19 protein-coding genes are annotated in these 17,907 nt (G+C 60.6%); 8 read left to right on the top strand and 11 right to left on the bottom strand.

The annotated features are described in order from the left end of the window. Window positions 1-8: 8 nt before the first annotated feature. The 5 genes from AC3IT6_RS13695 to AC3IT6_RS13675 all read right to left on the bottom strand — a co-directional run bounded on the left by AC3IT6_RS13695 (window position 9) and on the right by AC3IT6_RS13675 (window position 5,987). Window positions 9-1,136: an acyl-CoA dehydrogenase gene (locus tag AC3IT6_RS13695; RefSeq protein ID WP_489356232.1), complete on the bottom strand. Its 1,128-nt coding sequence runs from the start codon at window positions 1,134-1,136 to the stop codon at window positions 9-11. A 142-nt stretch (window positions 1,137-1,278) separates the two neighbouring features. Next, the gene (locus AC3IT6_RS13690) at window positions 1,279-2,472 is read right to left on the bottom strand and encodes an acetyl-CoA C-acyltransferase (RefSeq protein ID WP_150753567.1); all 1,194 of its coding nucleotides are present in this window, start codon (window positions 2,470-2,472) and stop codon (window positions 1,279-1,281) included. A 12-nt stretch (window positions 2,473-2,484) separates the two neighbouring features. Beyond that, complete coding sequence (locus AC3IT6_RS13685) at window positions 2,485-3,246, bottom strand: SDR family NAD(P)-dependent oxidoreductase (protein ID WP_489356229.1); 762 nt, start codon at window positions 3,244-3,246, stop codon at window positions 2,485-2,487. A 16-nt stretch (window positions 3,247-3,262) separates the two neighbouring features. Beyond that, on the bottom strand, window positions 3,263-4,927 hold the full coding sequence (locus AC3IT6_RS13680) for an AMP-binding protein (protein WP_489356227.1): 1,665 nt from the start codon (window positions 4,925-4,927) through the stop codon (window positions 3,263-3,265). Between the two features lie 136 nt (window positions 4,928-5,063). Continuing rightward, entirely contained in the window at window positions 5,064-5,987 is a 924-nt protein-coding gene (locus AC3IT6_RS13675; protein WP_489356225.1) for a carbon-nitrogen hydrolase family protein, read from the bottom strand. 84 nt (window positions 5,988-6,071) lie between these two features. Here AC3IT6_RS13675 and AC3IT6_RS13670 point away from each other — a divergent pair, with 84 nt between their 5' ends. Beyond that, window positions 6,072-6,980 carry a LysR family transcriptional regulator gene (locus AC3IT6_RS13670; RefSeq protein WP_150753563.1) on the top strand — a complete coding sequence of 303 codons (909 nt, stop codon included), beginning with the start codon at window positions 6,072-6,074 and terminating at the stop codon, window positions 6,978-6,980. A gap of 9 nt (window positions 6,981-6,989) precedes the next feature. On the opposite strand, the gene AC3IT6_RS13665 is transcribed toward AC3IT6_RS13670, so the two are convergent. Continuing rightward, on the bottom strand, window positions 6,990-7,244 hold the full coding sequence (locus AC3IT6_RS13665; protein WP_007970091.1) for a hypothetical protein: 255 nt from the start codon (window positions 7,242-7,244) through the stop codon (window positions 6,990-6,992). A 164-nt stretch (window positions 7,245-7,408) separates the two neighbouring features. On the opposite strand from AC3IT6_RS13665, the gene AC3IT6_RS13660 reads away from it, so the two are divergent. After that, window positions 7,409-7,726: an ElaB/YgaM/YqjD family protein gene (locus tag AC3IT6_RS13660; RefSeq protein WP_489356222.1), complete on the top strand. Its 318-nt coding sequence runs from the start codon at window positions 7,409-7,411 to the stop codon at window positions 7,724-7,726. Between the two features lie 151 nt (window positions 7,727-7,877). On the opposite strand, the gene AC3IT6_RS13655 is transcribed toward AC3IT6_RS13660, so the two are convergent. After that, window positions 7,878-8,918: an Ldh family oxidoreductase gene (locus AC3IT6_RS13655; protein ID WP_489356220.1), complete on the bottom strand. Its 1,041-nt coding sequence runs from the start codon at window positions 8,916-8,918 to the stop codon at window positions 7,878-7,880. Between the two features lie 548 nt (window positions 8,919-9,466). Between AC3IT6_RS13655 and AC3IT6_RS13650 the strand changes: the two genes are divergently transcribed. Next, window positions 9,467-10,468, top strand: coding sequence for a FecR family protein (locus tag AC3IT6_RS13650; RefSeq protein WP_489356218.1), 1,002 nt, complete (start codon window positions 9,467-9,469; stop codon window positions 10,466-10,468). 57 nt (window positions 10,469-10,525) lie between these two features. Here AC3IT6_RS13650 and pvdQ read toward each other — a convergent pair whose 3' ends face one another. Then, window positions 10,526-12,874, bottom strand: a complete 2,349-nt coding sequence (gene pvdQ / locus AC3IT6_RS13645) for a bifunctional acylase PvdQ (protein ID WP_489356216.1) — start codon at window positions 12,872-12,874, stop codon at window positions 10,526-10,528. 249 nt (window positions 12,875-13,123) lie between these two features. Between pvdQ and AC3IT6_RS13640 the strand changes: the two genes are divergently transcribed. Next, window positions 13,124-13,495 (top strand): fe2+ zn2+ uptake regulation protein, encoded by a 372-nt coding sequence (locus tag AC3IT6_RS13640; protein ID WP_489356214.1) that lies wholly within the window; start codon window positions 13,124-13,126, stop codon window positions 13,493-13,495. Between the two features lie 8 nt (window positions 13,496-13,503). Here the strand turns inward: AC3IT6_RS13640 and AC3IT6_RS13635 are convergent, their stop codons facing one another. Continuing rightward, entirely contained in the window at window positions 13,504-13,692 is a 189-nt protein-coding gene (locus AC3IT6_RS13635) for a hypothetical protein (RefSeq protein ID WP_489356212.1), read from the bottom strand. A 156-nt stretch (window positions 13,693-13,848) separates the two neighbouring features. Here AC3IT6_RS13635 and AC3IT6_RS13630 point away from each other — a divergent pair, with 156 nt between their 5' ends. Further along, window positions 13,849-13,986, top strand: a complete 138-nt coding sequence (locus AC3IT6_RS13630) for a hypothetical protein (RefSeq protein WP_223444620.1) — start codon at window positions 13,849-13,851, stop codon at window positions 13,984-13,986. A 7-nt stretch (window positions 13,987-13,993) separates the two neighbouring features. On the opposite strand, the gene AC3IT6_RS13625 is transcribed toward AC3IT6_RS13630, so the two are convergent. Beyond that, window positions 13,994-14,920, bottom strand: a complete 927-nt coding sequence (locus tag AC3IT6_RS13625; protein ID WP_489356210.1) for a LysR family transcriptional regulator — start codon at window positions 14,918-14,920, stop codon at window positions 13,994-13,996. A gap of 117 nt (window positions 14,921-15,037) precedes the next feature. Between AC3IT6_RS13625 and AC3IT6_RS13620 the strand changes: the two genes are divergently transcribed. Then, window positions 15,038-16,033 (top strand): aldo/keto reductase, encoded by a 996-nt coding sequence (locus AC3IT6_RS13620; RefSeq protein WP_489356208.1) that lies wholly within the window; start codon window positions 15,038-15,040, stop codon window positions 16,031-16,033. A gap of 47 nt (window positions 16,034-16,080) precedes the next feature. Here the strand turns inward: AC3IT6_RS13620 and AC3IT6_RS13615 are convergent, their stop codons facing one another. After that, window positions 16,081-16,611 (bottom strand): hypothetical protein, encoded by a 531-nt coding sequence (locus AC3IT6_RS13615; protein ID WP_489356206.1) that lies wholly within the window; start codon window positions 16,609-16,611, stop codon window positions 16,081-16,083. Between the two features lie 383 nt (window positions 16,612-16,994). Between AC3IT6_RS13615 and AC3IT6_RS13610 the strand changes: the two genes are divergently transcribed. Next, window positions 16,995-17,441, top strand: coding sequence for a DUF411 domain-containing protein (locus AC3IT6_RS13610; RefSeq protein ID WP_150753558.1), 447 nt, complete (start codon window positions 16,995-16,997; stop codon window positions 17,439-17,441). Further along, window positions 17,441-17,875 (top strand): YqaA family protein, encoded by a 435-nt coding sequence (locus tag AC3IT6_RS13605; RefSeq protein WP_095946089.1) that lies wholly within the window; start codon window positions 17,441-17,443, stop codon window positions 17,873-17,875. The genes AC3IT6_RS13610 and AC3IT6_RS13605 overlap by 1 nt, the downstream gene beginning before the upstream one ends. Window positions 17,876-17,907 lie beyond the last annotated feature (32 nt).

Genomic DNA, 17,907 nt, shown 5'->3' with positions numbered 1-17,907 from the left:
ACTCCTTCTTATAAATTGCGCGAAATGACCATGCGCTGAATATCGCTGGTGCCTTCGTAGATCTGGCAGACCCGCACGTCGCGGTAGATCCGCTCCAGCGGGAAGTCGTTCAGGTATCCATAGCCACCGAGGGTTTGCAGCGCCGAGGAGCATACCTTCTCGGCCATTTCCGAGGCGAACAACTTGGCCATCGACGCTTCGACCAGCGCTGGTTTGCCACTGTCGCGCAGGGCGGCGGCGTAGTGCACCATTTGCCGCGCCACGGCGATCTGGGTCGCCATGTCCGCGAGGCGGAAGGCCACGGCCTGGTGCTCGATGATCGGCTTGCCGAAGCTCTGGCGTTCACGGGCGTAATCGCGCGCAGCTTCGAAGGCGGCGCGGGCCATGCCCACCGATTGCGAAGCGATGCCGACGCGGCCGCCTTCAAGGTTGGCCAGGGCAATCCTGTAGCCTTCGCCCTCCTCGCCCAAACGATTGGCCAGCGGCACCTTCACGTCTTCGAAGAGAATCTGGCAGGTGTCGGACGCATGCTGACCGAGCTTGTCCTCGACCCGCGCAACGGTGTAGCCCGGCGAATCGGTTGGCACGATAAAGGCGCTGATGCCGCGTTTGCCAGCGCTCGGATCGGTCACCGCAAACACGATCACCACCCCGGCATTCTGCCCGGAGGTGATGAACTGCTTGCAGCCGTTGAGCACGTAGTGATCGCCTTCCAGGCGCGCACGGGTTTTCAGGCCACTGGCGTCGGAACCGGCCTGGGGCTCGGTCAGGGCGAAAGCGCCAAGCATCGCACCGCTGGCCAGTGGTTTGAGGAAGCGCTCTTTCTGCTCATCCGTGCCGTAGTTGAGAATCGGCACACAGCCCACGGAGTTGTGCACACTCATGATGGTCGAGCAGGCGCCATCACCGGCGGCGATTTCTTCCAGCGCCATGGCATAGGCCAGGTAACCGGTGTCGCATCCGCCCCACTGCTCCGGCACCAGCATGCCGAAGAAGCCCAGTGCGGCCATCTCGCCGATGGCTTCCTTGGGAAAGCGATGCTCGCGGTCCCACTCGGCGGCGAACGGTTTCAGCCGTTCCTGGGCAAAGTCCCGGGCCATGTCGCGGATTTGTTGTTGGTCGTCATTGGGGATCATGGTGAATCCTTGAATCTGGTTACGACGCAGAACCCTGTGGGAGCGGGCTTGCTCGCGAAAGCGGTGTGTCATTCAACAAAGATGTCGACTGACACGGCCTCTTCGCGAGCAAGCCCGCTCCCACATGGGATTGGCGTCAGTTTCAGTAGAGGCATTCCACGGCCATGGCCGTCGCTTCACCGCCGCCGATACAAATCGCCGCAACGCCGCGTTTCAGGCCTTTCTGGCGCAGGGCCGAAAGCAGGGTCACCAGAATCCGCGCACCGGACGCGCCGATCGGGTGCCCTAGGGCGCAAGCGCCGCCGTGCACGTTGAGTTTCTCGTGGGGGATTTCCAGATGAGTCATCGCGGCCATGCCGACCACGGCGAAGGCCTCGTTGACTTCCACCAGATCGACGTCATTGAGCGACCAGCCGGTTTTCTTCATCAATTTCTTGATCGCACCGATTGGCGCCACTGGAAACAGACCCGGGGTGTCGGCGAACGCCGCGTGTCCATGGATCACCGCCAACGGTTTCAGGCCTTGTTTCTGTGCCTGCGACTGGCGCATCAGCACCAACGCAGCGGCACCGTCGGAGATCGAACTGGAGTTGGCCGCCGTCACCGTACCGCCTTCGCGGAACGCCGGTTTCAACGAAGCGATCTTGTCCAGCCTGGCTTTTGGCGGCTGCTCGTCATTGCTGATCACCACCTGCTCTTTGCCGACCGTCACGGTCAGCGGCACGATCTCGTCCTTGAAGCTGCCGTCCTTGATCGCCTGCTGTGCGCGGGTCGTCGAGGCAATGGCGAACGCGTCCTGGGCTTCACGGCTGAAGCTGTTGGTTTCGGCGCATTCTTCGGCGAAGGTGCCCATCAGGCGGCCCTTGTCGTAGGCGTCTTCGAGGCCGTCGAGGAACATCGAGTCCTGCACCCGGCCATGGCCCATGCGGTAGCCGGCACGGGCGCGGTCCAGCAGATAGGGCGCGTTGGACATGCTTTCCATGCCACCGGCAACCACCACGTCGGCACTGCCCGCCACCAGCATGTCATGGGCCAGAATCGCCGCTTCCATGCCGGAACCGCACATCTTGTTCAGAGTGGTGCAGCGGGTCGATTTATCCAGCCCCGCGCCCAACGCCGCCTGACGTGCAGGGGCCTGGCCAAGGCCTGCCGGCAGTACGCAGCCGAACAACACCTCGTCGACGCTATCACTGGCAACGCCGGCACGTTCGACGGCGGCCTTGATGGCGGCCGCACCGAGTTGCGGCGCGGTCAGGCTTTTCAGTTCGCCCTGGAAGCCACCCATCGGGGTGCGGACGGCGCTGACGATAACGATTGGATCGTTGGAAATAGTCATGACAAATCCTCCTTACTTCGCGGCCATGCGCAAGGCACCGTCGAGACGGATCACCTCGCCGTTGAGCATGCTGTTTTCAATAATATGCTTGACCAGCCCGGCATACTCGCCCGGTTTGCCCAAACGCGGCGGGAATGGCACGCCAGCGGCCAGGGAATCGCGGACTTCCTGGGTCATGCCGGCCATCATCGGCGTCTCGAAGATGCCTGGGGCGATCGTCATGACACGGATGCCGAAACGCGCCAGTTCGCGGGCCGCCGGCAAGGTCAGGCTGACAATCGCACCCTTGGACGCCGCGTAAGCCGCCTGGCCGATCTGACCGTCGTAAGCCGCGGCAGACGCGGTGTTGATGATCACGCCGCGCTCGCCATCGGCATCCGCTTCGGTCTCGGCAATCGCCGCTGCCGCAAGACGCAGCATGTTGAAGCTGCCGATCAGGTTGACGTTGATCACCTGGCTGAAACTGGCCAGCGCGTGTGGACCATTCTTGCCGAGAATCTTCTCGCCACGCACGATGCCGGCGCAATTGACCAGGCCATTGAGGCCGCCAAAAGCCCTGACCGTCGCTTGCACCGCGGCTTCGGCCGCCGCTTCGTCGCTGATGTCCGCCACCACGCTGTGCGCGCCAAGGCGCTGGGCCTGGGCTGCAACGGCTTCGGCGTTCATATCCACCAGCATCACTTTCGCGCCAGCGGCGACCAGTACCTCGGCAGTCGCTGCACCGAGGCCGGAAGCGCCACCGGTGACGATAAAAATCTTGTTCTCGATCTGCATCATTGTTTCCCTGGATTCAAGCTGGAAGGTTCTTCGCCGCAGCCTCTTGAGCCTTGGCGATTTCCTGGTTGCGCAAGATAAAGCGCTGCAATTTGCCGCTTGGGGTTTTCGGCAATTCGCTGACAAATTCGATTTCACGAGGGTACGAGTGCGCCGCCAGACGCTTGCGCACGTGTTGGCGCAGCTCTTCGGCCAACTCGGGGGCGGCGCGGTATTGCGCGCTGAGCACGACGAACGCCTTGACCAGTTCGGTGCGCTCCGGATCGGGCTTGCCGACCACTGCAGCCTCGACCACGGCCGGGTGCTCGATCAGCGCACTTTCCACGTCGAACGGGCCAACCCGATAGCCGGAGGTGGTGATCACGTCATCACTGCGACCGACGAAGCTGATGCTGCCGTCCGGGTTCCACTCGACGGTGTCGCCACTCAGGTAGTAGTTGCCGACAAAGGCCTTGGTCGGCCCGCCTTCGTAGCCGGCGAACCAGCACATCGGCGACTGGCTGCGGTCGATGGCCAGGATGCCCGGTTGGCCAACGCCGAGTTCCTTGTAGTCGTCATCCAGCACCACAATGCGGTGGCCCGGCGAGGCGAAACCGGCTGCGCCCATGTGAATCGGGTGCTCAAGGCCGTGGTGATTGCACAGCACCATGCCCAGTTCGGTCTGGCCGTAGTGGTCGTGGATAACCACGTCGAGGTTATCGGCAAACCAGCGGATCACTTCCGGGTTCAGCGGCTCGCCGGCGCTGCTGACGATACGCAGCTTGCCCTTGATCGATCTGGCGAATTCATCGCCGCCGGCAATCAGCAAACGGTAGGCCGTCGGCGAACCGGTGAGGTTGGTGATCCCGTACTTGTTGATTACCCGGCAGGTGCTTTCGAGGGTGAACGGGCCATCGTAAAAGGTGATCGGATGGCCCATGGCCATTGGCCCGGTGACACCGAAATAAATACCGTAGGCCCTACCCGGATCGGCGACGTTCCAGAACGCGTCTTCCGGGCGCAGATCCACCGCATCGCGGGTGTAGCTCTGGAACGCGACGATGGCCTTGAGCGGCACCGACAGTGCTTTCGACGGGCCGGTGGTGCCCGAGGTGAACATCAGCAGGAACGGATCTTCGCCGGTCAGCAGCACCGGTTCGCAGTCGGCGGAATAGTTGGCCAGTTCGGCCCAGAAACTGAAATCGCCACGCACCAGGCCCTGCCCTTTGGCGCCGGTGACGGTCACCGTGGTCGGGCAATCGGCGACTTCGGCGAGTTTCGACCGGTTCACTGCATCGGTCACCACCACCTTGGCGCCAGAGCAGCTCAGGCGGTGCTCGATGGCCTTGGGGCCGAACGCGGTAAACAGCGGTTGATACACCGCGCCGATGCGCCAGGTGGCGAACACGGTGATCAACAGTTCGATATTGCGTGGCAACAGGCCGGCGACCTTGTCGCCTTTCTTCACGCCCTGGGCCAGCAGGAAATTGGCGAAACGTGCGGCCTTGTCTTGCAAGTCGGCGAAGGTGTACGTCGCACCGGTGCCGTCGCGGCCTTCCCAGAACAGTGCGATGCGACCCGGCAAGGCATGCCGGTCACAGCATTCGACGCAGGCGTTGAGTGCCGTCAAATCGCCCGCGAGTGCGGCATCGACGGTGTGCTGATAGTTGAACTGAGAAGTAGCAGACAAGTAATCGCGCATTGCCAGAATCCCTCTGTGTTTTTTATTAGGTTGGGGGAACCGTAATCAACAGGGAAATACTCGCTCTGCGCGGGTTAGCGGGCAATGGTCAAAGCTATCAAGTTGTCTGACTGCTTTGGCCAAAACCCACCGCGTATCAAGCGATGAAGCGCACCCCGGGTTTGGCGCGTTCGTCCACGGTCAGCTCGAACACATCCGGCCGGGCGTAGTGGCCGACCACGTCAAAGTCGTAGCGGGCGCGTACCAGGTCGTCCGTGTCGATTTGCGCGGTGAGCAAACCGGCGCTGTCGCGCAACGGTCCGGCGAGGATGTCGCCCATGGGACCGACGATCACGCTGCCGCCAGCAATCAATGGCCGATCCGCCGGCCAGTTGGCGATGTCCAGACCCAAGGCCTGCGGCGATGCCTGGACCTGACAGGCACTGACCACGAAGCAGCGCCCTTCATGAGCGATGTGGCGCATGCTGACTTGCCACATTTCCCGCTCGTCCACGGTCGGCGCGCACCACACCTCCACGCCCTTGGCGTACATCGCGGTGCGCAGCAGCGGCATCATGTTTTCCCAGCACACCAGCGCACCGACACGCCCGACCTGGCTGTCGATCACCGGCAAGGTCGAACCATCGCCCTTGCCCCAGATCAGCCGTTCGGTGCCGGTGGGCATCAGCTTGCGGTGTTTGGCCAGCAGTCCGGCCTGCGGATCGAAGTACAGCGCGGTGCAGTACAAGGTGCTGCCGGCGCGCTCGATCACGCCGATCACCAGATTGGCTCCGGTACGTGCGGACAGTCCCGCCAGTGCATCGGTTTCCGCGCCGGGTACCTCGATGGCATTGGCAAAATAACGGGCAAAGGCTTCGCGCCCTTGCGGCAGGCGATAACCCAATTGGGTGCCAAAGCCCTCGCCTTTGGGATAACCGCCCAACAGCGCTTCCGGCATCACCACCAACCCGGCGCCGGATTCGATGATCGCGTTTTCATAGGACAGGATCTGTTCCAGGGTTTCAGCCTTGCCGCCGGGCAAGGCGCCGATCTGCAGGGCAGCAACGATTGACTTTGGCATCTTGGAAACTCCATTCGCATCAGGTGTTGCTCATTCTCCGGCGTCAGGCAATCATCAATAAAGACCGATTCACTGCTGAATGATATGAGCCAAATGAATATCACCGACGTCGACCTCAACCTGCTCAAAGTCTTCGAAGCGCTGCACGAAGAGTCCAGCGCCAGCCGTGCCGCACTGCGCCTGGGCGTGACGCAATCGGCCGTCAGCGCGGCCTTGCGTCGCTTGCGCGAGGTGTATGGCGATCAGCTGTTCGTGCGCACTGGACGCGGCCTGGCCCCCTCGCTCAAGGCCAATCAGCTCAAACCGGTGGTCAGCGATGCCCTGAACAAATGCCGGCAGAGCCTGGCGATGGTCGATCCGGCCGCGCAACAGTACGAAGGTCGCTCGGTCACCGTGGGAATGTCGGATGATTTCGAAATTGCCTACGGCCGGCGGCTGATCGAAGAAATCGCCCGGTGTGCGCCGAAACTGCGGCTGATTTTCCGCCAGACCCACAGCCAGATCGTCGCCCAGGCGCTGATGGAGCGCAGCATTGACCTGGCGATCACCGCGGGCGGGTTTGCCGAGCGGCTGCTCAGCCGTCAGGTGCTGGGGGAAGGTGGTTATCTGTGCCTGGTGGACCCGTCGAGCCTGGTCGAGGGCCAGCAGAGCATCGGTCTTGAGGAATTTGTGGCCCGCGAACACATTCTGGTGTCGTCCGGCGGTTTTATCGGGATTACCGATGAAGGATTGGCGGCGTTGGGGCTCAGTCGACGAGTGTGCGCCTCGACCACGCATTTTGCCGCGTTGCCGCATTTGCTCAAAGGCAGTCGGGCGGTGGCGACCATTCCGGCCCATGCCGCCCAAAGCATCGCAACGCTCAGCGGGCTGGCGCTGCTGCCCTGCCCCCTGGCCTTGCCGCGCTACCCGATCGAACTGGGCTGGCGGACCAGCACCCAGCTCGACCCGGTGGTGTTGAAAGTGCGCGAGGCGATTGTCAGGAGTTTCGCCTGACAGCCGATGTTATTTGTTGGCCGCCATCAGGCGATTGACTTCACTGCGCACCATGTTGGCGTATTCCGGGGGCGACATGCCGTCCAGTTCGGCGCGCACCCATTCCGCCCACTTGCCTTTGCGCTTGGCCCGTTCGCCGAACAACCGCGCGGCCTCACCCTTGGCCTTGCCCAGGTTGTTTTGCCAGAGTTCGAACAGACGGGATTTCTCGTCTTCAAGCGCAGCGCGCTCGGCGAGGGGTTTGTCGGCCAGATTGAAGCTCATGGGAATTTCCTGCTGCGTAAAATAGGCGACATCTTACACTGTAGGACGAAATGTCCTGCGCCGGTTTTTCAGCAAGATGGCCGCCCCGGGCAAAATAGCTGCAACTTTTCCGACGGCGACTGACTCCATTGTTCACTGTCCACTTACCCGCAAGGAGTACTTCAATGGCCCGCAAAACCGCCCTGCAAGCCGCCGAAGATCAAATCAAGGATCAAGCGTTCAGCGAGCTTCAATCGCTGATCGAAGAGTCGGAAAAGCTGCTCAAAAGCAGCGCCTCACTGGTCGGGGAAGAAGCGGAGACCCTTCACGGACAAATCGCCCTGAAACTCCAGCAGGCCAGGGATTCGGTGAGTAGCGTGCGCGACCGGACCCTGCCCGCGGTCGAGGCCACTGAAACCTATATCGGCGGGCATCCATGGCAAACCGTGGCGATTTCCGCCGGGTTTGGCCTGGTGGTGGGGTTGTTGTTGGGGCGTCGCTAAGCACTGGCAAACACTGAACCCCTGTGGGAGCGGGCTTGCTCGCGAAAGCGGTGTGTCAGCACGGTTGATGCCGACTGACACGACGCCTTCGCGGGCAAGCCCGCTCCCACAGGGGTTGCGTTAATTAGCCGTTATTTGCCATTACCTCGAATCACTCCCCCGCCAGCTCCCGCAAGTTCGCCAGCGTCCGGGCATCCAGTTCAATGCCATTGGCCAGCGACTTGGCGCGCTGATGATGACGCCGGTCACCCGGCAAACGCTTCAGACCGACACCGTGCATTTGCCGCACCAGTTCCTGGCTGCGTTCGGCAAAGCTTTGCCCCGCCGCTTTGTCCGGATCGATCACGATAAGCAATTGGCCAGTCCAGGGCGTCTTGGCGCCGGGGTGGTTCTTCCAGTCGAACTCGAAGGAAAAATTGCCGCCGGTCAGTGCCGCTGCAAGCAACTCGACCATCATCGACAACGCCGAGCCCTTGTGCCCGCCGAAAGGCAACAACGCGCCGCCCTCGAGAATCGCCTTCGGGTCCGTGGTCGGCTGGCCGAGGCTGTCTACCCCCATCCCTGCCGGCAAGCGTTCACCCTCGCGTGCGGCAATTTGCACATCGCCATGGGCAATGGCACTGGTGGCCAGGTCGAAGACAATCGGCCCGCCATCGGCCCGCGGCGCAGCGAAGGCAATCGGGTTGGTGCCGAACAGCGGCCGGTCGGCACCGTGGGGCACCACGCAGGTCATGCTGTTGACCACGCTCAATGCCACGAGGCCTTCTTCCGCGAAGGGTTCGACATCCGGCCACAAGGCTGCGAAATGGTGCGAGTTACGGATCGCCAGCACCGCGATGCCGGCACTTCGGGCCTTCTGCACCAGCAGCTCGCGTGCCGCCGCCAGGGCCGGTTGCGCGAAGCCGTTATTGGCGTCGACCCGCACAAACCCTGAAGCCACATCTTCGACCACCGGGACGGCCTGGCCATTGACCCAGCCGCTTTGCAGCGTCGAAACATAACCTGGAATGCGGAATACCCCGTGACTGTGCGCGCCGTCGCGTTCGGCACCGGCGCAGTTTTGCGCCAGCACCCGGGCAACCTCGGCCGATGTGCCGTGACGCAGAAAAATCTTCTCCAGCAAAGCGCTCAGCGCTTCGAATGACAGGTGTGACGAGACTGCGGTAGAGGCGTGATCGTGTGGCGCAGACATCTGAAGCTCCAGACTGATTATTGGAGGGAACAACAGCGTACAAAGACCCGCCGATTAACAACGCGCGGCGTGCGACCTGTCAACCTTTCGCTCAGGGTCGATGAGGTATATCCCTGTCACGAATGCCCACGTCCCGTGCGTTATCTATTTACCGCCCGCGTCAACGCACCGGCTTTTAGTCTCGATGCTCAATCCACAGTGGCAACCTGCTCACCCATTTGTTCCATGACAACACCCGACTGCTGGTGAAGATGCTCGGCAGCCAGGCAAACGCTACCGCTCAGTCTGACTGGGAGGCCGTCAAACACTTGTTCGGCTCCGGCATCGAGTGCATTTCAGGCTTGCTGCCGGGCAAACCTCGGATCTGCGCTGCACAGCGGTGTTTGTCTTGATCTTTTTTTCACGCGCCCCATGGATACTGCTACCCGACAGCAGGTGCTCCAGAGACGAAGCGTTGAAAAAAAACTGCCCATTGATGGTTAAATGCCATGACTGATGTTCTCGCAGACTTCCACCAAGGTTAGAATGCAGGAAATCAGGAAGGGCCAATGACCGACCACACGCTTTCGGAAGCCGAATTCGACGCTATCACCGATGCCGCCGCGCATTGGTGCATGCGTCTGCACGCCAGTGACTGTACCGAGCAAGAGCGCCAGGCGTTCGAGCAATGGCGTGATGCGCATCCGCTCCATGCCTTCGAGTACGAAGCGATGCTCGAGATCTGGGATGTCGCCGGCGACTTGCCCCGTCCCGAACCTGTGGTGCCGCTGGTTCGCACCCAACCCGTAAACCCGTGGCGCCGCCTGGCTATTGCAGCGGCGATATGTGCCCTGGCACTGCCTTTGGCCGGTTATGGCGGCTGGCACCTGGGCTGGGTTCCGAACGCGTACCAGCATTTCGAAGCGTCCGACAATGTTCGAACGGTCACCTTGAAAGACGGCAGCCAGGTGGAACTGAACCTGGGCAGCGAGCTGACCTACAGCAACTACAAGGATCAGCGGCGAGTCACGCTGGAAAAAGGCGAAGCGTTCTTCAGGGTCAGCCATGACACCCGCCACCCCTTCGTGGTCAAGGCCGCCGAAGGACGGATTCGCGTAACCGGAACCCAATTCAACGTCTGGATGTATGAAGACCAGGTCAAGGTCAACCTGATCGAGGGTTCGGTACTGGTCAGCAGCAACGCCGACCTGCAAGGCGACGGTTTGCGCCTTGGCCCGGCGATGCAGGCCAGTTATCGCCACGGCGACTTCATCCCCCGCATCAGCCAGACCTATGACAATGACAGCTCGCTGGCCTGGCGCCAGGGCAAGCTGGTGCTCGACGATCTGGCCCTGAGCGATGCGCTGCCATTGATCAATCGCTACCTGGACAAACCGTTGATGGTGGCTGACAACAGCACCGGTTCGATCCATATCGGCGGCATCTACAACATCAAGGAGATCAACGGCCTGGTGAAGTCCTTGCCGCGGGTCCTGCCGGTCTACCTGACCCGCAACCAGAACGGCAATCTGGTGGTCAACGCAATTCCGCAAAAGTCCCCGAAAAGCTGAAAAGGCCGCCACCCTTGCGGGGTGCGGCCTTCAGCGTTCATGCAAAACTCCACTACTTTACTGCGTGGTCACCTTTGCATCCTGCTGACGGATCGTCTGCACCTGATAGTCCGGATCGGACAGGATCTGTTGCTCGGTGAAAGGCAGCACGCTCCATTGCTTCCTGGAGAATGCCTGCGTCTGGTCCCGTGAGTACTTCGAGGCCGGATCGCTGGACAACGAGAACGCCAGCAGCCCTTTGGCCTGCGGTCCGTTTTCGTCAAAGGTCACCACTTGCAGGTAACTCGTGCCACTGACCACTTCGCGCTTGCCATCGCTGCGCGGCACACTTTGGATGGCGTTATAGACGCCCAGTGCACCCGGTCCACCGTGGATCGGTGTCTGTTGTCCGCCGCTGCTGACCACCTGGATATCGCCCCAACGGCTGTCGGGTTTCAGTCCTGATGCCTTGACCAGTTCAGCCGAAGCCAGCATCGCTGCCCGTAGCGCCTTCGCCACTTGCGGTTGATCAATTGCCAGTCCACGCGGCGTATGTTGCGGGTCCTGTGGATCGAATGCCACGCGCCATACGTCCGGCACTGGCTCCAACGCCTCCATGACATTCTGGAAGTGCACAAAGCCCAGACCGCTGCTCAGGTTGGCGTTGCGGTCCCAGGCCTTGAGGCTGGCGCACAGTGGCGTGAGCGTTTTGGCATCGGTACCGAGATCCGCCGCGCAGAACTGCAGCAGGTCCGGCATCACTTGATCCGCCTGATAGACCTGATCGTCCATGACCATGCTTTGCAAGTCGGCTGCCCCGACCTTGCCGGCCTGGGCCAGCGTGCTCAAACGGTCCAGGGCAAAGCGTGAGCGCAGCCCCAATGGCTGGCTGTCCTGGCTGATCAACGGCGAATAGCCGGTCAGCGGTTGCGCCGGGTTGGCCATCCATGCCGAGTCGTTGGCGTGCTGGACAAAATCCTTGCGCAGCAATTGCGGCAATTTGTCCGCTGCATAGATACCCTGTTGTGGCGCCTGCGGGTCGATGTCCCAGGCACAGGCGCTGTTGGAGCCGTCGAGAATGATCATCTGCAAGCCAACTCGCGGATCGCTGCATTGCGCCAGCTTGTCGAGGCTGACGTTGGGCACCACCGAGAGGTTCATGTACAGCGTCTGCCCCTGATCGTCCGCCGCCAGCGTGTTGACCCACGGAATGCCCTGGATCTTGTGCACCGAGGCCTGGAAGTCCTTGAGGTTTTCAGCGCGGTTCATCGCGTACCACTGCTGCAGAACGCGGTCGTTATCCAGATTGGCGTCGCGCAGGCTGTAGGCGTACTGATCATCCCAATCCAGTTTTCCCGGCCATTGCACCACCGGACCGAATTTCGAACTGTAGACCACGTGGGAAATCGCCTGGACCTGCCCGTCCGCCTGCCTGACGTTGACGGTCACAGTCTGCTTGTCCATCGCCAAGGACTGACCGTCGAGCAGGTAACGGGTCGAATCCTTGGGATCGAGTTGCAGGCGATACAGCGTGAAATGCCTGGACGAGTCCACGGTGTGGGTCCAGGCCAGATGTTGATTGAAACCGATGTTGATCACCGGCAGGCCGGGCAACGCCGCGCCCATCACGTCCAGTTTGCCGGGAATGGTCAGGTGCATCTGATAAAAACGCATGCCGCCCACCCACGGGAAGTGCGGATTGGCCAGCAACATGCCGCGTCCGTTGAAGGAACGCTCGCTGCCGACCGCGACGGCATTGCTGCCCCGGTCCAGGGCAAAGCGCTGCATCCGCGTGGCGGCCACCTGGAACGCTGGCTGTGCACTCGACGCCTGGGTCACGGCCTTGGGTGGCGTGGCACCGGCCAGGGCTTCGGCAAACTGGCCGACACCACCTTCGACCAACAGCCGCCGGGTCAGCTTGACCAGATCCGAGGGGGTTATGTCGCGCACCCAATCGCCCTGGCACTGCGCCGGTAAACCCTGGGCACGACGCTCGCTCAAGGCGCGGTTGTACCCCGCCACATAACCTTCGACCAACTCACGCACTGGCGGGGTCTGGGCCTGCCAGAAACCGGCGACGGCTTGCGGGGTGTTCAGCCAGGTGAAAAATATGTCGCTGACCAGGTTCTCACGCTCCTCAACGGTGAACTGATCCGGCCCGAAGTACCGCGAACGTTCACCGTTGACCGTAGTGATCTCGTTGGCCAGCAGGCACAGGTTGTCCTGGGCGTAGGCATAGCCGATGCCGTAGCCGAGCCCGCGCTCGTTGTCGGCACGGATGTGCGGCACGCCGAAACCGGTTCGGCGGATGTCGGCGCTCGTTTGCGCAGGCGTAGCGCTCGCGCTCGCCGCAAGGCTCAACCCCAGGCTCAACCCCAGAGTCACACCCGCCAGGCTCAACCTGGTTAACTGGCTGGAAATAATCACGCTCGCTCCTGATCGAAAAAACGATGGCCACAGCTGCGCATATCCAGGCGCACCGTGCCTCCCTGTAGGGACGAAGCTCACCACGAAAATTTAAGGAATTACTGCGCAACAACCCATGGTCTGACAGGTTGATCACGCGATGGCGACAAATTTTCTACATTCGAACCTTCATGATTCGGGCTGCTCATACGTCTAGTCCTGTAAGAGCGCCCATTTTTTCCTGATCAGGCTCTGAAAAGGAGTTTTGCAATGTACAACTCGCAACTGCCAACGGATGGCAGCAACGCGCCAAAGGGTACTTCCATGGGAGTCGGCGTATTCGAGCCGCGTACCGATCGCCGCCGCAACGAGCGGATCAGGATCCTGCTCAAAAGCTTTGGCCTTCGAACCAGCCTGATCCGCCTGAAAGTCATCGACGCCCTGCTGACGGCCGCCGAAAACGACCGCAGCCTTGGTGTGCGCGGCGTGCACAGCCAATTGCTGGACCTGGATATTCCCCTGTCCTTTCTCAGCGTGCGTGAAGTGCTGAAGCGTTTGTGCAGCGAAGGCGTGATTGTCCTCAACCCCGACAAGAGCTACAGCCTGCATCCCCAGGCTGCTGCCATTTTGCACAACCGATGATCGAATGATCAGGTCTTGACCTTGCGGCGCATCACGCCATTGATGACCACCACGACCACCGCTACGCCAATGGCGATGTACTGGAACAGTTTTTCGCTGATGACGCCGGTATTCTGCAACCAGGAAAGGCCAAACATGATCCCCAGCACCACCAGGGAGATCAGAATCGAGTATTTCAAACGTTGCGACTGAGTCATTGCGGGTTCCTGAATCTGAAAATGTATCCGGTTTGTATCGACGCCCATGCCAAGCGCTTACCCTGTTTCGGGGATAAGCGGCTACAAGCGGGGTCTCATGTTACAGCCGATGAAGAGTTTTAGCTTCATTGCGGCGATAACCATGAGGACTTTCAAATGTTGCGTCGAATCACACTGCTGATTCCCCTGCTGGCCATCCTGACCCTGAGCGGATGCATTGTGTTCCCCCACGGGGGCTGGCACCACGATCACTATGACAATCATGGCGGACCGGGTTACTACCCACATCGTTAACAGCTGCTCAACGTTCTGAATCCTTGCGGTAAAAGTCATTGCCGGGCTGGGCACACAGTTCCACCAGCCAATCGACGAACACACGCACCCGCCGGGATAACTGGCGGTGCGGCGGATAAAGCGCCGTCATCGGCATGCCCGGTGGCGGCACTTCCTTCAGCACTTCACACAAACGTCCCTCCTCCAGTTGCCGCGCCACGTGATAGTACGGCGTCTGCACCAGGCCATATCCCGCCTCGCACGCGGCCAAATAACCATCGGCACTGTTGACCGCCACCTGCTTGGGCAGGTCGACCGACCGCACCTGGCCATCCACGACAAACTCCAGCCCATAGCGTTTGCCACTGTTGCTGGCGACATACTCGACCATCTGGTGCCCGCACAGGTCATCCAGCGTATGGGGCGCTACGTGCCGCTGCAGGTAGTCGGGGCTGGCACAGGTCACCTGATCCATCATCACCAGCGGCCGCGCCACCAGCGAATCGTCCAGCGGCGAACCACCGCGCAAGACACAATCGACTCCCTCGCGAATCAGGTCCACCGGCCGGTCATTCAGGCCGATTTCCAGCTCGATCAAGGGATAGCGGGCGGTGAATTGCGGCAGTGCCGGAATCACAATCAGGCGCCCCACGCCCGCCGGCATGTCCACGCGCAATAACCCCTTGGGATTGTGGCGTGCGGCGCTGAACACCGCTTCGGTCTCTTCCAGGTCCGCCAGCAAGCGCACGCAACGTGGGTAATAGGCCGCGCCGTCGAGCGTCAGGCTGATCTGCCGCGTGGTGCGTTGCAGCAGTTGCACCCCCAGATGCGCCTCCAGTTGCTTGATCAGGATGGTTACCGAGGCCCGGGGCAATTGCAGGCTGTCGGCGGCCCTGGCAAAGCCACCTAACTCGACGATTCGGGTAAAGACGCGCATGGCGTTGAAACGGTCCATTGCTGGCTCCACCGGCTGATTATTTAGATTTAACGAATAGTGATAGCCGTTTTAGCCGGTTTATCTTGTTTCTGTCGAGGCGAACAATGGTGATTCATTTCACAGGGAGCTGATTTCATGCACACACGTCAATTGGGAAAAAACGGTCCGCAGGTATCGGCCATCGGCCTGGGCTGCATGGGCATGACCGACTTCTACACCACCGGCACGGATACCCGCGAAGCCACGGCCACCCTGCACCGCGCGCTGGAGCTGGGCGTCAACCTGCTCGATACCGCCGACATGTACGGCCCTCACACCAATGAAGAACTGATCGGCAAGGCCATTGCCGGCAAGCGCGATCAGGTGTTCCTGGCCAGCAAGTTCGGGATCGTCCGCGACCCGGCCAACCCTACCGCCCGTGGCGTCAACGGCCGGCCGGAATACATTCGCCAGTCCATCGACGGCAGCCTGAAGCGCCTGGGCGTGGACACCCTCGACCTGTATTACCAGCACCGAATCGACCCACAGGTGGCCATCGAAGAAACCGTCGGCGCCATGGCCGAACTGGTCAGTGCCGGCAAGGTGCGTTATCTGGGATTGAGCGAGGCCTCGGCGGCGACCCTGGAACGGGCGCACAAGGTTCATCCGATCAGTGCGTTGCAAAGTGAGTACTCGTTGTGGAGTCGCGATCAGGAAGAAAACGGTTGCCTGGCGGCCTGCCAGCGCCTGGGCGTCGCCTTTGTGCCTTATAGCCCATTGGGCCGAGGATTTCTGACCGGCGCATTGAAAAGCCCGGATGATTTCGCGGCCGACGACTACCGCCGTTTCAGCCCGCGCTTCCAGGGCGAAAATTTCGCGAAAAACCTGCTGCTGGTGCAACAGGTACAAGCGCTGGCGGCAGAGAAAGGCGTGACGGCGGGCCAACTGGCGCTGGCGTGGGTGCTGGCCCAGGGTGATTACCTGATTCCGATTCCGGGTACCAAACAACGCAAATACCTGGAAGAAAACGTGGCCGCTCTGGAGGTGACGCTGAACGCCGAAGAACTGCGCGCGCTGGAAGCGATCTTTCCGGCGAATGCCACCGCTGGCCTGCGTTATCCGGAAGAAGTCATGAAACTGCTCGACCGCTAAGGGTTGCCGGCCCGCTCGATGAACCGGGCGGGCCGGGCAACATGGCGTCAGGCCTCTTCCGAGAGAACACTGCCTGGCCTCACCATGGGGCCGTTGTTCTTGCCGTAAGTTTCCAGGTTTTGCAGCACGTAGATCGCTTTTTTGAACTCGGGGACCAGGTAGTTGGCGTACTTGTTACCCTTTAGATTGTTATTCTGAATATTCTCCAGTTGCGTGGCGAAATATTCCAGCGCATTAAACTTCGCGTCAGGGTCCTTGATGCCAAAACGGTCGAACTTGTCACCGGCATTGCTCAGCGTGACCGCCGTCACATCACTGATCAGGCCGCGCTCTTTCAGAAAGACACTGAGACTGCCCATGGATTTGACTGAAACATTAGTAGGATCAAAACCCTTCATCTGCTTGCGCAATTTCATCTTGTCCATCTTGACTGTATCCAGTTCAACTGGATTGTTGCCCACCAGGTCAAGCATCTGCCTGACCTTGACGCTCTGGGGAACAGGCTTTGATCTGCTGACGGTATCTCGAACCAACAGGCCCGCTTTCGCGGTCCAGGCGCCGGTATATCCGATAGTCATTGAAAACTCCTTGTTTGGCCAAGTTAGGAGGTCAGGAGTATCGGCCGGAGCATTGAGGCCACCAAACTTTAATTAAGAGTTTTAACAATTCTCGTACAATTAAGATACATACTGTAAAACTTCTTGTTTATTGGGTCTTAGCGTCTTAAAGAATGGTCTTTCAGACTTTTCTTACATAGCGACTAGTTGGCTTGCATCAACACCGATACTTACCCTCGGCATTTCAACCTGACGATTTTGTAATGTGCCCCTCATCTGCCTGACAGCGCTGATCTACCATTATCGAATCGCAGACCTTTGTAGCAATTCGAAACACTCCTTGAATGCCTGACCAATAAAAATGGTCAGAATGCGTTTTTTGCCCGTTAGCCGAGACGAATCCCATGCGAAACCCTCTGCGTCTGATCGCCCTGAGCGCCCTGTTCATGTCCTCCCTGGCCCAGGCCGCCGACCTCATTCCGATCGAGGTTCATCGCGACGCCAACTGTGGCTGCTGCAAAAAATGGATCACCCATCTGGAGGCCAATGGCTTCAAGGTCGAAGACCACGTCGAAGCCAACATGAGTGAGTTCAAGCAACAGCATGGCGTGCCGCCGCGCCTGGCGTCGTGCCACACCGCGTTGATCAACGGCAAATTCGTTGAGGGTCATGTCCCGGCCGACCAGGTCCTGGCCTTGAGCAAGCGCGACGATCTGCTGGGCGTCGCTGCGCCCGGCATGCCCATGGGTTCGCCCGGCATGGAAATGGACGGCATGAGCGATGCCTATCAGGTCATCGGCCTGAAAAAGGACGGTACTGACGTGGTGGTTGCGGACTACCCCGCCCATTGATGTCCGGCGCGTACCTCGGGCTGTTTTTCGCGGCATTCGGTGCCGCCACGCTGCTGCCGTTGCAATCCGAAGCCGTGCTGGTCGGATTGCTGCTCAGCGATCGGTACTGGCTCTGGGCACTGCTGGCGGTGGCAACGTTTGGCAACGTTCTGGGCTCGCTGCTTAACTGGTGGCTGGGGCGCGGGATCGAGCGGTTCCGCGACCGACGCTGGTTTCCGGTGAGCCCCCGACACCTGGAAAAAGCCCGACTGCATTACCAACGCTATGGCCATTGGTCATTGCTGCTCAGTTGGCTGCCGGTGATCGGCGATCCGCTGACGCTGGTCGCCGGGGTCATGCGCGAGCCGCTGGGGCGCTTCCTGCTGATCGTCACCCTGGCCAAAGGTGCCCGCTACGGCGTACTGGCCATGGCGACTTTGGGCTGGATGGGTTGAACCATCAAGGGCGGCGGTTGCCTGTGTTTAAT

The organism is Pseudomonas sp. KH_017, assembly GCF_057840285.1.
Note: the sequence above shows the minus strand (reverse complement) of the source record. Positions and strands in the feature narration are given on the sequence as shown.

Coding starts and splice junctions, on each gene's coding strand:
- AC3IT6_RS13650 (WP_489356218.1), top strand. CDS start 9,467: ATGACCGACCACACGCTTTCGGAAGCCGAATTCGACGCTATCACCGAT.
- AC3IT6_RS13615 (WP_489356206.1), bottom strand. CDS start 16,611: ATGACTATCGGATATACCGGCGCCTGGACCGCGAAAGCGGGCCTGTTG.
- AC3IT6_RS13665 (WP_007970091.1), bottom strand. CDS start 7,244: ATGAGCTTCAATCTGGCCGACAAACCCCTCGCCGAGCGCGCTGCGCTT.
- AC3IT6_RS13655 (WP_489356220.1), bottom strand. CDS start 8,918: ATGTCTGCGCCACACGATCACGCCTCTACCGCAGTCTCGTCACACCTG.
- AC3IT6_RS13625 (WP_489356210.1), bottom strand. CDS start 14,920: ATGGACCGTTTCAACGCCATGCGCGTCTTTACCCGAATCGTCGAGTTA.
- AC3IT6_RS13675 (WP_489356225.1), bottom strand. CDS start 5,987: ATGCCAAAGTCAATCGTTGCTGCCCTGCAGATCGGCGCCTTGCCCGGC.
- AC3IT6_RS13620 (WP_489356208.1), top strand. CDS start 15,038: ATGCACACACGTCAATTGGGAAAAAACGGTCCGCAGGTATCGGCCATC.
- AC3IT6_RS13695 (WP_489356232.1), bottom strand. CDS start 1,136: ATGATCCCCAATGACGACCAACAACAAATCCGCGACATGGCCCGGGAC.
- AC3IT6_RS13690 (WP_150753567.1), bottom strand. CDS start 2,472: ATGACTATTTCCAACGATCCAATCGTTATCGTCAGCGCCGTCCGCACC.
- AC3IT6_RS13610 (WP_150753558.1), top strand. CDS start 16,995: ATGCGAAACCCTCTGCGTCTGATCGCCCTGAGCGCCCTGTTCATGTCC.
- AC3IT6_RS13660 (WP_489356222.1), top strand. CDS start 7,409: ATGGCCCGCAAAACCGCCCTGCAAGCCGCCGAAGATCAAATCAAGGAT.
- AC3IT6_RS13680 (WP_489356227.1), bottom strand. CDS start 4,927: ATGCGCGATTACTTGTCTGCTACTTCTCAGTTCAACTATCAGCACACC.
- AC3IT6_RS13635 (WP_489356212.1), bottom strand. CDS start 13,692: ATGACTCAGTCGCAACGTTTGAAATACTCGATTCTGATCTCCCTGGTG.
- AC3IT6_RS13670 (WP_150753563.1), top strand. CDS start 6,072: ATGAGCCAAATGAATATCACCGACGTCGACCTCAACCTGCTCAAAGTC.
- AC3IT6_RS13640 (WP_489356214.1), top strand. CDS start 13,124: ATGTACAACTCGCAACTGCCAACGGATGGCAGCAACGCGCCAAAGGGT.
- AC3IT6_RS13605 (WP_095946089.1), top strand. CDS start 17,441: ATGTCCGGCGCGTACCTCGGGCTGTTTTTCGCGGCATTCGGTGCCGCC.
- AC3IT6_RS13630 (WP_223444620.1), top strand. CDS start 13,849: ATGTTGCGTCGAATCACACTGCTGATTCCCCTGCTGGCCATCCTGACC.
- AC3IT6_RS13685 (WP_489356229.1), bottom strand. CDS start 3,246: ATGCAGATCGAGAACAAGATTTTTATCGTCACCGGTGGCGCTTCCGGC.